This is a genomic window from Ruminobacter amylophilus (assembly GCF_900115655.1).
Classification (GTDB): Bacteria; Pseudomonadota; Gammaproteobacteria; order Enterobacterales; family Succinivibrionaceae; genus Ruminobacter; species Ruminobacter amylophilus.
Genome location: NZ_FOXF01000027.1, coordinates 1 through 13,831, shown reverse-complemented (window position 1 = coordinate 13,831; position 13,831 = coordinate 1). Strand labels below are relative to the sequence as shown.

Genomic DNA, 13,831 nt, shown 5'->3' with positions numbered 1-13,831 from the left:
TTCCATTATACCGTAGCCATTGGCTTAACCGTTGGAGAATGGATTATGCAGAATACAAAGTACAGCCTTTTTTACGAGGAAGTATCTGATTTCATTAATTATCTTACTTACGAAAAAAGATACAGCGCTCATACCGTTAAAAGCTATGAAAGGGAACTTCATCATTTTATAGAAGTTCTAAATAAAAAGTTGTCTGAATTAACCTCATTTGCCGATGCATCAGAACATGATCTAAGATTGGGGATCAGAGAAACAACATCTCTTGTTTCCGACAAGGAAAATATCAGCAATCGTTCAAGAGCTCATCTGGTAAGCACACTAAAAAGTTTTTATAAGTATCTGGTGTTAATGGGACAAATAAAGATTAATCCCATGGCTGACATAAAAACTCCGAAATTTACAGCTGATCTTCCTGCTTATCTTACATATGAACAATTTGAAAAATTATCCAGATTGCCTGATGATCCGTCTCCTAAGGATTATCGCGATCGGGCAATAGTAGAACTTCTTTTTGCCAGTGGAGTCCGTGTTTCCGAGTTGGTGAGTATTCAAATCAGTGATATTGATTTTGAGAAGATGGAAATCAGAATTATCGGTAAAGGCAATAAAGAAAGAATAGTACCATTCGGCAGTTATTCCCTCCAGGCAATGATGGAATGGTTCGCTGTGAGGGATCTGCTGGCAGCACCTGACTGTGATTATCTGTTTGTAAACAGATTCGGGGAACAGATGACAACCAGAGCGGTACAGATTTCAATAAAAAAGATGGGGCTGACCGCAGATATTCCTTTAAAGATTACTCCACATAAATTGAGACACTCCTTTGCTACAGAAATGTTGGCAGGAGGGGCAGACATACGAGTTGTTCAGGAAATTTTGGGGCATACTTCCCTGTCGGTGACACAGATATATCTCCATCTGGATATTGAAAGACTTAAAGATGTTTATACTAAAGCACATCCTCTGGCTTTAATGGATGGTAATACTTCAGAGCAGAAAGAATAGAAAAGTGGTTCCGTTTGTTTATTCCGTTTTATATTTATTATCGGATAAAATAGTGAATATCAGTTAAAATAAGCAGAAAACAGGCCGTGTATTTTTTATGTGAATTTATGAGACGGGGTGGGGATTACTATGAATTTTTATCGTGACTGGCATACACCTCGTGTGCTCACATTGGATCTCGATGATACCTTATACGATAATGGTCCTGTGATTGATTATGCTGAAGATTACATTAAAACCAGAATTGGAGTTGAATATCTGGAGGGTAACAGGTTAAGCGATGAGGTCTATTCATCTGTACGTCAGGAGATGTTATCTGTATGTCCTGAACTTGAGTACGATGTTTCAATGCTCAGGTACTTTATTTTCAAGGAAGTGCTTCTGCGAGCAGGTAAGTCGTCTGATGACTCCGGGGCTATAGCTGAGGCTCTGATGCATGATTTTATAAAAGTCCGTTCACGCATTAATGTTCCACGTGAAACATTAGATGTTTTATATCGTTTAAAACAACGATATCCCCTGATAGGTCTTACTAACGGAAATTCCAGCCCGAAGCTGGCCAGATACGAAGATTGTTTTGATGAAGTTATACTTGCTGCGGTGAATATGCCTTCAAAACCTAATCCTGCCATGTTTCTTCATGCGGCAATGTATGCCGGAGTAGACATATCTGAAGTCTGTCACATCGGAGATAACGAGAATACTGATGTTTTAGGTGCGATAAAAGCGGGGGCAATGTGTGTTCGCCAGACTCAGTATCACTGTGACAATTCTGAGTTAAGAATTTTGCCTCATGTGTGTATAAACAATATCGCTGAACTAACGGATTTATTGCTGTAATAATGATAAGTTTGGGTGGATATCGAGTATAATAAATATAACATGGTTTTGTGAATCAAAAATGTATGAATTACATGATTTGCTTTTTTGAGTTCAGACCAGAACTTGTTTTATGTAAAGAGAGTTTGTCATAATGTCATTAGGATTTGTTGATAATATCGTTAAGGGGTTGAATCCGGAACAGCTTAAGGCTGTAACTTCGCCGTTATCAAACATGCTGATAATAGCCGGTGCGGGGACCGGAAAAACCACGGTTCTGGTAAGAAGACTGGCGTATCTTATTATCAGACATCAGATTCAGTCTCATAACATTCTTGCGGTGACCTTTACCAATAAGGCCGCTAAGGAAATGAATCAGCGAATTCATGATTTTATCGGTGAACAGAATACTAGATATCTGTGGTGCTGTACCTTCCACGGAGCCTGCTGCAAGATCCTGAGAAATTTTGCGAATCAGGCAGGTTTGAGACCAAACTTTAAGATTCTGGATACTGCGGAACAGACCAGAGTTGTTAAGGAGTGTTTTGAGGAACTGGAAATTGAAAAGACAAAGGAGATTTCCCCAAAACAGTACGCATCATACATTTCAGAACTTAAGGATAAGGGACTTAGACCTCATCATGATTTTGGCGGGTTAAGCGATATTTATAAGCTTGATGATGTATATGCTCTTTATCAGGATAAGTGTAATAAAACAAATGTTCTGGATTTTTCCGAGCTGATTCTAAGATGTGTGGAACTGTTGCGTTCCAATCCGGATGTAAAGAATTTTCTGAATGGAAAATTCAAACAGATTCTGGTTGATGAATTTCAGGATACAAATTCAATTCAGTATGAATGGTTAAAGCTCATAAGCGGAGAGAACAGTAATGTTTTAATTGTAGGTGACGATGATCAGTCTATTTACGGTTGGCGCGGAGCGGTAATGGATATTCTCAATAGATTTTATAATGATTATCCTCACGTAACATTACATAAGCTTATCAGAAATTATCGTTCAACCAGTGCCATTCTTGCTAATGCCAACAAGCTTATTGGTTATAACCAGTCAAGATTTACGGAAAAGAACCTGATTACTGAAAGACATGATACAAATAAGGTCAGAGTAATTCAGACGGGGAGTCCTGACAAGGAAGCGGAAATCATTGCGCAGATTATTAAGAAGTACAAAGCGGCATATCATTATAAAAATTCAGATTTTGCTGTTTTATATCGTACTAATATGCAGTCAAGAGCTATTGAATCTGCATTTGTGAATGCCGGAATTCCTCACCGGATTATCGGAGGTTTGCGATTCTATGATAGAGAGGAAATAAAGAATACTCTGTCCTATCTTAGTCTTATTCTGGATCATGAAGATGATGCTTCTCTTGAACGGATTATTAACGTTCCATCACGTAAGATAGGTAAAGTTACCTTATCTAAAATTAAAACTGTTGCTTCACAGCAGGGGGTATCATTATTTGATGCATGTATGCTTTACTGCAAGGCCAATAAGAAATCACTGGGTATAAAGAATTTTGTCGATTTTATTCTGAGAGCAGGGAATGAATTCGATGAAAAGAGCAGAGATTTCGGTATTGGTGATCAGGTTATGAACCTTTTGGTGGAATGCGGACTTATAGAATATTATCGTCAGAAAGATATTGATGAAAACCATGATGAATTGAATCGCAGTAATAACATCAGAGAACTTGTTGACGTAATCAGTAATCTGGATGTAGAGGATTTTGATAACAAGCTGGATTTTCCTGATGAAGACTCTGTTACAGAGAACGAAAACAGCGCTCAGAATGTAAGTGATATTGCGGAAAACAGGAAAGAAAAAAACATACTGCCTGAACCGTCAGCTGATACCGTTTCTGCTCCGGAGGAACATGTTTCAGATAGACCGGCGCTTACCCCCAAAGATATTCTTCGGGGTTTTGTTACAACCGTTGCTATGAACGGAGATAATGATCTTGGTAACTCTAAAAATGATGATGATTCAGGGGATACCGGTGTTAATCTCATGACCATACATAGTGCCAAAGGTTTGGAATTTCCGTGTGTGATTGTTGCCGGATTTGAGGAAGGACTTATGCCTCACGGAATCAACAAATATTCATTTGGAGATAGCAAGAAGCTCGATGAAGAACGAAGACTTGCGTATGTGGCTATAACCAGGGCAAAAAACAACCTTGTGCTTACCTTTGCTGATATGAGAATGAGTTTCGGTAATTTCTTTTCGGGGGGAGCCAGTATGTTTTTCGATGAACTGGACAAGGATTATCTGGAATATTACGTTTACAATTCAAGATAACAGGCGAATCAGCCTGTCTTTGACGATTTTTAGAATAATACTGAATAATTTCGTAAAAGGTTATTTCTGAAGCTCATTACCGACATGTCTGATATAGGTGAAATTCTATATTGTAAAGAAACAAAAAAAATTTAAAACCAACAGGCTAAGAATCGATTAAAGAGGAATATAAAGATATTAAAAAGATATGGTGCGAATGAAGGGACTCGAACCCTTATGCCTCGCGGCACTAAGACCTGAACCTAGCGCGTCTACCAATTTCGCCACATTCGCATTGTCTTGTATACTGGCACTCCCGGCGGGAGTCGAACCCGCGACCTCCGCCATCGGAGGGCGATGCTCTATCCAACTGAGCTACGGAAGTAGTCAACGAAGTACAATTATAAATACTTATGACTGCATGTCAACCACTCTTTGCATAATTTTACTACCAAAAATCCTGAAATGTGAATTTTTAGGCGATATTTTCATCTTTTTACTTTAAAGTGTTTAATAATTGTTCAAACAGGCTGTCCATAGTCTGTTTTTTTTCTTCTTCAGTACGATTATCTTTTAATTTTGCAGGCCAATGCAGATCTTCTTCAGGAAGTTCAAAGAGAAATCTGCTGGGTTCAACTTTGGTTTCAAGTCTTTTTCTGGATTTTCTGTTTTTGCAGTACATCAGATATAGTTCTTTTTTGGCTCTGGTAATACCGACATATGCTAAACGCCTTTCTTCTTCAATATTGTTTTCTTCTATACTGGTTTCATGAGGAAGCAATCCTTCTTCCATTCCTATAAGAAACACATATGGAAATTCAAGACCTTTTGATGAATGCAGAGTCATGAGTTGAACTTCTTCCAGTTCGTATTCTTCCTCATTTCTGTCCAGCAGTTCTCTTACGCACAACTTATTGATGGCGTCATTTATCAGCATGTCTCCAATGAATTCATTATCATCTCCGTTAACGGCATTGTTCACCCATTTAAGGAGGGTTCTTACGTTTTCCAAACGTACTTCTGCTGCTTTTTCACTGCTTGAATCAAGATAAAGCCAGTCAGTATATCCAAGTCGTTCCGGCAGTTCTTCAAGATGTTTTTCCCATTCGGCACCATTTAAATCAGTTCTTATACTGTCAATCATATCGTAAAAGCTTCTGAAGATTGCAACGGTTTTTGGTTTTACTTCATTTATAAGTTCAGGATGATTACAGGCCTGAAGCAGCGAGATGCCGTATTTTTTCGCAAACGTATCAAGATAGCTTATTGATGTCGGTCCAATCTCTCTTTTGGGAATATTGATTATGCGTAAGAATGCTTTATCATCGTCATCGTTGGCTATAATTCTCAGGTAACTCATGAAATCCTTGATTTCAGCCTGAGCGAAGAAACTTGTTCCGCCAACGACTCTGAATGGTATATTGCTTTCCTGTAATGCTTTTTGAATTTCTCTTGATTGATAATTTCCTCGATACAGAATGGCGTAATCACTGTATTTGGTCTTATTCATGTAATGATGAGCCAGAAGTTCGGTTACCAGTGTTTTTCCTTCAAGAGAAGCGTCAGGCACTTCTATAACGTTTATTCTTGCACCATAATCCAGTTTAGAATGAAGCTGTTTAACGAAGTCATGTTTATTCTGAGATATAAGCTGGTTGGCGCATTTCAAAATACGTCCGCATGAACGATAATTCTGTTCCAGCATAATAACCTTAAGTTCTGGGAAGTCTTCTCTAAGCAGACTGATATTCTGCGGTCTTGCACCTCTCCATGAATATATTGACTGGTCATCATCTCCAACAACGGTAAATCTCTGACGTTTGGCTACCAGCAGTTTTATAAGCTGATACTGGCTTGCATTGGTGTCCTGATATTCGTCTACCAGCAGGTATCTTACTCGCTGTCTCCATTTTTCCAGAACTGTTTCATGATTCTGAAACATTCGTACAGGTAAATAAATTAGGTCATCGAAATCCACTGCGTTTATGGCTCTGAGCGTTTCTTCATAGCGCTTGTAGATAATGGCTGCTAATTGGTTGGTGTCATTGAGCTCCTGGTCAATTTCGTCATATCCGATAAGGTCGTTTTTGTAGCTGCTGATTTTGTTCTGCCAGAACTGACATTCGTCTTTAAGATGATCCTTATCTGCATAGGTTCCCTGCAGTTCCTGCAGAATTTCCTTGATAACAGTCATCTGATCATATTCGTCAAAAAGAGTAAAATTAGGCCTGATACCTGCGTAATGATGCTCCTGCCTCAGAATATCCAAACCTACGGAGTGAAATGTTGATACGTGCAGCCCCTTAATGGTATCACTGCTTAGAGAGGCGCTTATACGCTCTTTCATTTCTCTGGCCGCCTTGTTTGTGAAGGTAACAGCGAATATGTTATACGGCTTGTATCCACAGTCCTGAATCAGATGAATAATCTTTTCAGTAATTACGCGGGTTTTTCCTGACCCCGCTCCGGCCAGTACCAGACATGGACCGCTGATATAGTAAACAGATTCAAGCTGCTGTTCATTAAGTTGCACTTGCTACTCCAGAGTGGTATAAAAATGAATTTTTCCTGAGACAGCATTGTTGGCAACGACGCGATAGTCATGACTGCTGAAATCATCATCGTCGTTTGAATCAGGATCAATATCAGGCTTAACAGTGAATGTCTGCCAACAGAATTCTTCGATAAGTGATCTGTTATCCTCCTGACAGAAGAAGATAATAGAATGATTGTAGTTTCTAAGCTCTGTCATGAGTCGATTGACCAGCTTTTTTATATATTCCACACTGCAGTTCTGGAGATTTATAACGAGTACGCTTCCTTCCTGTCTGCGGATTTTTTTAGATGCGAACACAGTCAGGAGATTGCCGGCATCAGCATCAGGATTTCCGGTGTTTTCGGATAAGCCTATTTTTGGGAGAAGTGAATAGTATGATTTGCTGATATCAGTGGTTCTGGCATCAAGTTCAACACTGAGAATATTCCATTCTGATATACATGTGTGGTAAATAAAATCCGTGTCTTCTGAAGAATCTATAATCCAGTTTGACAGAAGCTTCCGTTTAGTTAATACATCGGTAGAGATACCGTATACTCCTTTGGAATAGTATATTTCGCAGAAGGATGTTTCATCAGAAATCAGATCATATGTTTTACGTGCAAGCAGTTTTCTGGGGGTTATGCCCAGCAGTTTTTTGATGTTTCTTATCCTGTCCGTGAATTTGTCAGGACAGGCCATAATCAGTTCACTGACTGACTTTGCGGGGTAGGCAAGGTCAATCAGATGATTTGGCTGTTCATAATTAATGAGTTCTCTGATAATCAGACCGGTTATGCGATTATCACTTTCGGCAGTGATATAGTAATTCCTTTTTTTTACCTGCTGTGAAAGCAGATAAACAAATTCATTTAACTGAATTTCATTAGAAATGACCATAGAACAGACTCCGCTTTGACACATGTACAGTGTATCTATAATGTTGTCTGTTATAAAAACGTCATCTATGTTATCGTTAATATGCGGGCAGAATAAAGCATCTTTTCCATAATAAAAAAGGCAATCGTCATCAGGGTCGGTTTCTGTATTGACTGCCCAGAATCCGTATGGCCCGTTAGGAATAATCATTGCTTTAATCTGCTGATTGTTGCCAATGGAAAATTCAGGATCATACCCGAGATTGAATCGTGATACTGTTTCATCAGTGATTCCCGCTTCATGAAAATAGTCTGTGGCTTGTGCCTGTTTGGCGCATATTCTGAAGAAAGACGTGTAATCTACGATCTTTGTTCCTCGGTCTGACATGTTTGTAATCTCATTAGGTGTTATTTTGGGATTGTTAATCTTTCTGGTATCAAGAAACAGTTCACAGGCTTTATCAAGCTGATCCTGAAAGTGAGGCAGATTAAAATCAATTCCTATCAATGAAAAAATATCGTAGGTACAGCCGCAACCATAGCAATGAATTGTATTATCCTTGGGATTAAAATGCATTGATTTCCCTGAATTCTGATGGTCTGGATTCAGGCATGAAAAATAATCGTTGCTGTTAATTCCTTTATATTTCAATAAATACTGAACTAAAAAACCTTTTAGTTTTTGCTTGGTTTCTTCGCGGTCCATATTAACCTCTGAGTTTTTCCAGTACAAGTGCAGCGATATTAAGCCCTACTACGGCAGTTACACACATTGCGGCTCCAAAAACAGGAACGTCATCTGCGTCGTTTACATCTTTTGCAAGTTTACCCTGTTCGGTACTGTAAACAGCTGTCAGCTTCATTTTTTTCCCTGCCTGAGGGTATCCGTATTCTTTTCTGAATTTTGCCCGTAATCTGGCAAGCAGTTTATCTCCCTTTGTTTCTGACAGGTCTCCTTTGGTAACAAGAAGAGGGTTGGTTTTTCCTCCTGCTCCGCCAGCTACAATCACTGTTTTCTTCATTATTCTGTGTATATGATGTATGTATGCGGCTTTTGCTGATAAATCATCGATAGCGTCTATATAGATATCTGCGTTTACATTGGAAATAATATCCGGAATATTATCGATCGTAAGTAATTTGGTAATTACATCGATTTGTACATCAGGATTTATGTCTTTCATCCTGCTTTTCATTGCTTCAGCCTTGTATTCTCCAAGGGTACTCTGCATAGTATGAAGCTGTCTGTTGGTGTTTGATTCATCAATAGTGTCTTTATCTATGATTGTGATATGTCCAACCCCTGTTCTTACGAGAGATTCTATTGCCCATGAACCCACTCCTCCGGTACCGGCGATACATACGTGGCTGTGCGCGAATTTGTTTACAGCCTCTTCTCCGTAAAGAGCACGTGGACCTCTGAACCTGTATTTTAAATTATCTGTAATTTCCATATTGTTTTCTTTTAGTTGTGTTTTATCTGTATGGTTGTTGCTTATTCCGGTACTTGTCATGTACTTCGCGGAAAATAATTATAGTTAAACGCTGAGGCTGAGACAGTGGGCGTAGAAGTCTTTGTGAACCTTAAGCACTATCTTTTTAATTTCAATCGGCTGTTCATTGACTGCACAGAGCGGTTTATGAAGTTCTTCAGGTAAAAATATTGCAAAATCACCAGGATGAAGTGTCACGTAGCATGCAGGTAATTCTTCTTCAATAAAACCTAAATCCTTTTCACTGTCAAAAGTATGTTTTATACCGGAGTTTTCCTGAAATTTTTTTGGTGTGAACCCAATGGTCTCACAACCTGTAAGAATTACATGAACATCAAGGAAATCTTTGTGATATTCAAATTTACGATTAGCCGTCAGTTCGGTTCTACTGGTATCAAAATTGGCATAAACCAGTCCTTTTTTCAGCTCAACCCGGCCGGATGCATTTAGAGCCACAGCTTCTCTGATGTATTTAACTAAAGGGGTATCATGTTCTTTTTCTGGAAGATCGTTAAAATTTCCACAATACATAAAGCTATCTCCTTGAATTATTCTTGCTATATTGTAGCACGCATTATCTACTGAGTTTGTTTTGTTGAGCCGTAATATTCTGTTTGTGTACCTGCAAGTTTTGTCTTATTAGTTAAAAAATCCTCCCGAGGGAGGATTTTTGATTTGTAACCAGAATTTAGTTATTAGTACAATCAACTAGTTTGTGAGACACTTTGCTAAATCTTCCCAGTTATATGCAGTATTTTCTAATGACTGACATGTGTCTTTTAATGTAAGAATTTTGCCGTTATGGTTGATTTTCACCAGAATCTTGTTATCTCTGTTTTTATAAAAATCAAAAATAAGTATAGAGTTCAGCGGAGCAAGATCTCCAACTTTGAACGTGTCTGCGGTATATGAATAGTCCTCGTTAGGTCCCAGAGTATTGCCGAGCTTTGATCCTTCAAGCAGGGTAAGGAAAGACAGCAAGGCTCTAGGGTCAATAAAATAAAGCTTTACAGGTTCATCATTGGTTTCTAAAAAGTCCTGCAGTGTTATGTGCAGATCGTTGAAAAGTCTTCTTCCCTGTTCAGTTGTCTGAATCTGACCGGTTACACTAGGTCCTACAGTAGTAAACAGGTTTGCATTATCTATGGCACTGAACTGACGTCTTTCTTCATTTCTCATGATGTCATCAAGAACAGTATTGAAATCATTAGCTTCCTGAATATTGATGCTAGGTAAGAATTTGTATATTTCGAAAATATAATCAACAATGTCGCGAGGTTCAACTCGTGATGAGTCAATTATCAGACTGTTACCATTGACACTGTTAAGAAACTTCTTTTTGAAAATACGCTGGTTAACGTTATCAACATAATTTTTAATCTGATTTGATTTCTGTTGTGAACTGTATTTTATCTTACCGAGTAATCTGTGTGTATCCGGGTAGGAATTAACCCAGTCTCTGAATTCTCTGGATTCATAGTATGCCAGAACATCAGGCTGCTCGTCCTGAATGTATTCAATCTGGATTTTGTCGTTGGTGAAGCTCTTAATAAGTCCGAGAACGAACTGCTCTCCGGTTTTCAGGGATATGTTGCTTCCGTCATATGCAAAAAGAACGTCAATGTTGTTATCGAATGTTTTGTGTGATAACAGCAGATTCTTTCTGGTCTGTGCGTAACTGGTTCCCAGCTGGTTCACAGAGTTTATACCCGTCATGGTAAGTGCATCGTTAGGATTGGCAAGAATTTTTGGTTTCAGCTTCAATAGGGCGGCAAGTAAATTGGCACCTTCGCTGGTAAGTTCCTTTTCTTTCTGAGCCTTTTCCAGAATAGTGATTAACTTAGTGAAATTATTTGGATTGTCATATCCCCAGGCTCCCTTTGTTACAAAGGCTGCGGAAAAAATGAAATTGTACCCGTCTATTGCTTTATGTTCCAACTGAGAGGCGGTTATATCCTTGTTGATGGTTCTTACGCCGTAATTATTATCAAGAGCCCAGCTGGTAATTGGAAGTGAGGCTAATAATAGAGCGCCTGAAATTACAGAGACATATTTCTTAAAATGAAAATTCATATTAGACCTTCAAAAGTAAATTCTTTAATAAATGAATTGCTTTAGTTGTACTGAGCAAGTGACACGTCCTGACGGTAAAGCAATTGGTAAATAGCAAATATAATGATATCCCGTTATTTTACATCGACTGAAAAATATTTAGAGTGATGTTATCTTTGTTTTACGGCAATTATATAAGAAATTGTAGTTAAGATTTTGTTAATTGTTTACTTTCTGAATGTGGATCGTAATTTTTTGAAAAAACGGGGCTTTTAAAGCCCCGTTTTGGATGATATTAAAGTTACACGTAACTATTATTCGTTGTTGGCTTCCTTTCCGCCTGCGGCTCTGAAAGCTCTCTTACGGTCAAGTTCGGTAAGTAACTTCTTACGTAAACGGAGACTTGTAGGAGTAACTTCAACAAGTTCATCATCATTGATAAATTCAAGTGCCTGCTCAAGTGATAGACGTACAGGTGGAACCAGTACAATGGCTTCATCGGTACCTGAAGCACGAACGTTGGTAAGCTTCTTTCCCTTCAGACAGTTAACGGTCAGGTCATTTTCACGATTATGGATACCTACAATCTGACCTTCATAAACTTCCTGTGCATGTTCAATGAACATTCTGCCTCTGTCCTGCAAGTACCATATTGCGTAACCTAAGGCCTTACCGGTTTCATTTGAAATCATAACACCGTTCTTTCTCTGACCGATGTTTCCGCCACGCCATTCACCATATGAATCGAAGGTGTGATACATTAAACCGGTACCGGATGTAAGAGTCATGAATTCGGTTTGGAAGCCGATTAAACCTCTTGATGGAATAACATAGTCAAGTCTTACACGTCCCTTTCCGTCAGGAACCATATCCTTGAGGTCAGCCTTTCTCACACCAAGCTGTTCCATTACAGAACCCTGATGCTGCTCTTCAATGTCAATGGTAAGATTTTCCATCGGTTCCATCTTGACGCCGTTAACTTCCTTGAGAATAACTTCAGGACGTGATACCGCCAATTCGTAACCTTCACGACGCATGTTTTCAATAAGGATTGAAAGATGTAATTCACCTCTGCCGGAAACCTTAAATTTGTCTGGATCCTGAGTCTGTTCAACACGTAAAGCAACGTTGTGAACGAGCTCAGTCTGTAATCTTTCCCAAATGTTTCTTGATGTTACAAACTTACCTTCCTGACCTGCAAATGGTGAGGTGTTAACCTGGAAGGTCATGGTAACAGTTGGTTCATCAACAGATAACGGGGTTAAAGCTTCTACCTTGTCATTTGAACAAACGGTATCTGAAATCTGTAACTCACCAAGGCCTGTAATAGCGACTATGTCACCGGCTTTTGCTTCAGCAACTTCAGAACGCTGTAAACCCATGTAGCCAAGCACCTGACCGATACGACCTGTTCTGGTTGAACCGTCTGGACTAACAATGGTAACAGCAGCGTTTGGTTTTGCTGTACCGCGAGTAATACGACCGATGCCGATAACGCCAACATATGATGTATAGTCAAGCTGAGAAATCTGCATCTGGAAAGGACCATCCGGATCAGCCTTAGGTGGTTCAACGTTATCAATTATCGCCTGGAATAAAGGAGTCATGTCATCAGACGGAGTATTAGGATCTAAAGTTGCGTAACCATTTAAAGCTGATGCATAAATAATAGGGAAGTCCAGCTGTTCATCGGTGGCGCCTAAATTGTCAAACAGATCGAAAACCTGATCAATAACCCAGTCAGGTCTTGCACCAGGACGATCGATTTTGTTGATAACCACGATAGGCTTGAGTCCCTGCTTGAAAGCCTTCTGGGTTACGAATCTGGTTTGTGGCATAGGACCGTCAACTGCATCAACAAGAAGCAGAACAGAGTCTACCATGCTCATAACACGTTCTACTTCACCACCAAAGTCAGCGTGACCTGGAGTATCTACGATATTGATTCTGTAGCCATTCCATTCAATAGCAGTATTTTTAGCTAATATGGTAATGCCTCTTTCCTTTTCAATATCACCGGAGTCCATTACACGTTCCTGTCCATCCAGGGAACGATCGAGAGTTCCGGATTGGCGTAATAATTTATCTACTAAAGTTGTCTTGCCATGGTCTACGTGAGCAATAATGGCAATATTACGAAGTTTTTCTAACATACCAGCCTCTGCTATTATTAAAATTCGGGGCTATTGTACATTTATTTATGTGATCTGTATAGCAAAAGATATAATTTTATACAAAATTATGTGTTTTTTAATAATTTAAGGCGTTGAGTCTATAGAAAATTATTAAATTTTGGACTGTTATAAGAGAAAAACTTCTTTTTTGGTGCAAAAATTTCTTCCTTTAACCGAATCATTGTTATGCAGGGGATATTTTGCTGTCTTTGTAACTCAACTTTCCCACATGATTTTGAGTGGAAAAACATAGCGCAACCTTAATCCATGCGGTTTAGGTGTTTTTTAAAAACATGTATTGATTTTTATGACAATTTTGGAGTTTTTTTGGTGGCGAATTCTTCGTACAGACCTAATACGAAATCCTGAATATAAGCAATCTGTTCGGTAAACCAGCTGCTGAGCATTTTGAAAGCCAGTACCATTGCCTTTTCGTAACAGCTTTTTTTCAGATACTTTCTGTCACGCAGAGCCTGTACATAGCCCATGAAGGTATTCATCAGTGTATCTAATGCTATATTCAGATGTATTTCCTCCAATTGTTCGGCACAGCTTTCAAAAACTGCTCCAAA

The 13,831-nt window shown here is 38.9% G+C and carries 10 protein-coding genes and 2 tRNA genes; 3 read left to right on the top strand and 9 right to left on the bottom strand.

What is annotated here, in order from left to right:
- Positions 1–45 precede the first annotated feature (45 nt).
- The 3 genes from xerA (at position 46) to BMY80_RS07520 (ending at position 4,147) form a co-directional block, all read left to right on the top strand.
- On the top strand, positions 46–1,005 hold the full coding sequence (xerA, locus tag BMY80_RS07530) for a site-specific tyrosine recombinase/integron integrase (protein ID WP_093142458.1): 960 nt from the start codon (positions 46–48) through the stop codon (positions 1,003–1,005).
- Between the two features lie 129 nt (positions 1,006–1,134).
- Positions 1,135–1,845, top strand: coding sequence for an HAD-IA family hydrolase (locus BMY80_RS07525; protein ID WP_093142455.1), 711 nt, complete (start codon positions 1,135–1,137; stop codon positions 1,843–1,845).
- A gap of 133 nt (positions 1,846–1,978) precedes the next feature.
- Positions 1,979–4,147: an ATP-dependent helicase gene (locus tag BMY80_RS07520; RefSeq protein ID WP_093142453.1), complete on the top strand. Its 2,169-nt coding sequence runs from the start codon at positions 1,979–1,981 to the stop codon at positions 4,145–4,147.
- Between the two features lie 188 nt (positions 4,148–4,335).
- On the opposite strand, the gene BMY80_RS07515 is transcribed toward BMY80_RS07520, so the two are convergent.
- From BMY80_RS07515 to BMY80_RS12220, 9 genes are all read right to left on the bottom strand, one after another.
- Positions 4,336–4,420 (bottom strand) — tRNA-Leu (locus BMY80_RS07515).
- 14 nt (positions 4,421–4,434) lie between these two features.
- Positions 4,435–4,511 (bottom strand) — tRNA-Arg (locus tag BMY80_RS07510).
- 111 nt (positions 4,512–4,622) lie between these two features.
- Complete coding sequence (locus tag BMY80_RS07505) at positions 4,623–6,659, bottom strand: UvrD-helicase domain-containing protein (protein WP_031578464.1); 2,037 nt, start codon at positions 6,657–6,659, stop codon at positions 4,623–4,625.
- Positions 6,660–6,662: 3 nt separating this feature from the next.
- Complete coding sequence (locus BMY80_RS07500; protein ID WP_143066488.1) at positions 6,663–8,117, bottom strand: hypothetical protein; 1,455 nt, start codon at positions 8,115–8,117, stop codon at positions 6,663–6,665.
- A gap of 130 nt (positions 8,118–8,247) precedes the next feature.
- Complete coding sequence (locus BMY80_RS07495) at positions 8,248–8,994, bottom strand: tRNA threonylcarbamoyladenosine dehydratase (RefSeq protein WP_031578466.1); 747 nt, start codon at positions 8,992–8,994, stop codon at positions 8,248–8,250.
- 84 nt (positions 8,995–9,078) lie between these two features.
- The gene (locus tag BMY80_RS07490; RefSeq protein ID WP_093142448.1) at positions 9,079–9,564 is read right to left on the bottom strand and encodes a NanQ anomerase/TabA/YiaL family protein; all 486 of its coding nucleotides are present in this window, start codon (positions 9,562–9,564) and stop codon (positions 9,079–9,081) included.
- A 177-nt stretch (positions 9,565–9,741) separates the two neighbouring features.
- Complete coding sequence (locus tag BMY80_RS07485; RefSeq protein ID WP_093142445.1) at positions 9,742–11,106, bottom strand: hypothetical protein; 1,365 nt, start codon at positions 11,104–11,106, stop codon at positions 9,742–9,744.
- A gap of 293 nt (positions 11,107–11,399) precedes the next feature.
- Positions 11,400–13,238 carry a translational GTPase TypA gene (gene typA / locus BMY80_RS07480; protein WP_031578469.1) on the bottom strand — a complete coding sequence of 613 codons (1,839 nt, stop codon included), beginning with the start codon at positions 13,236–13,238 and terminating at the stop codon, positions 11,400–11,402.
- Between the two features lie 326 nt (positions 13,239–13,564).
- Positions 13,565–13,831, bottom strand: a 267-nt coding sequence (locus tag BMY80_RS12220; RefSeq protein WP_177178527.1) for a hypothetical protein, incomplete at its 5' end; no start/stop codon positions are given.

Bases quoted from the DNA above. Each gene is read 5' to 3' on its own strand.
- xerA (WP_093142458.1), top strand. From the start codon at position 46: ATGCAGAATACAAAGTACAGCCTTTTTTACGAGGAAGTATCTGATTTC.
- BMY80_RS07525 (WP_093142455.1), top strand. From the start codon at position 1,135: ATGAATTTTTATCGTGACTGGCATACACCTCGTGTGCTCACATTGGAT.
- BMY80_RS07520 (WP_093142453.1), top strand. From the start codon at position 1,979: ATGTCATTAGGATTTGTTGATAATATCGTTAAGGGGTTGAATCCGGAA.
- BMY80_RS07500 (WP_143066488.1), bottom strand. From the start codon at position 8,117: ATGCATTTTAATCCCAAGGATAATACAATTCATTGCTATGGTTGCGGC.
- BMY80_RS07495 (WP_031578466.1), bottom strand. From the start codon at position 8,994: ATGGAAATTACAGATAATTTAAAATACAGGTTCAGAGGTCCACGTGCT.
- BMY80_RS07490 (WP_093142448.1), bottom strand. From the start codon at position 9,564: ATGTATTGTGGAAATTTTAACGATCTTCCAGAAAAAGAACATGATACC.
- BMY80_RS07485 (WP_093142445.1), bottom strand. From the start codon at position 11,106: ATGAATTTTCATTTTAAGAAATATGTCTCTGTAATTTCAGGCGCTCTA.
- typA (WP_031578469.1), bottom strand. From the start codon at position 13,238: ATGTTAGAAAAACTTCGTAATATTGCCATTATTGCTCACGTAGACCAT.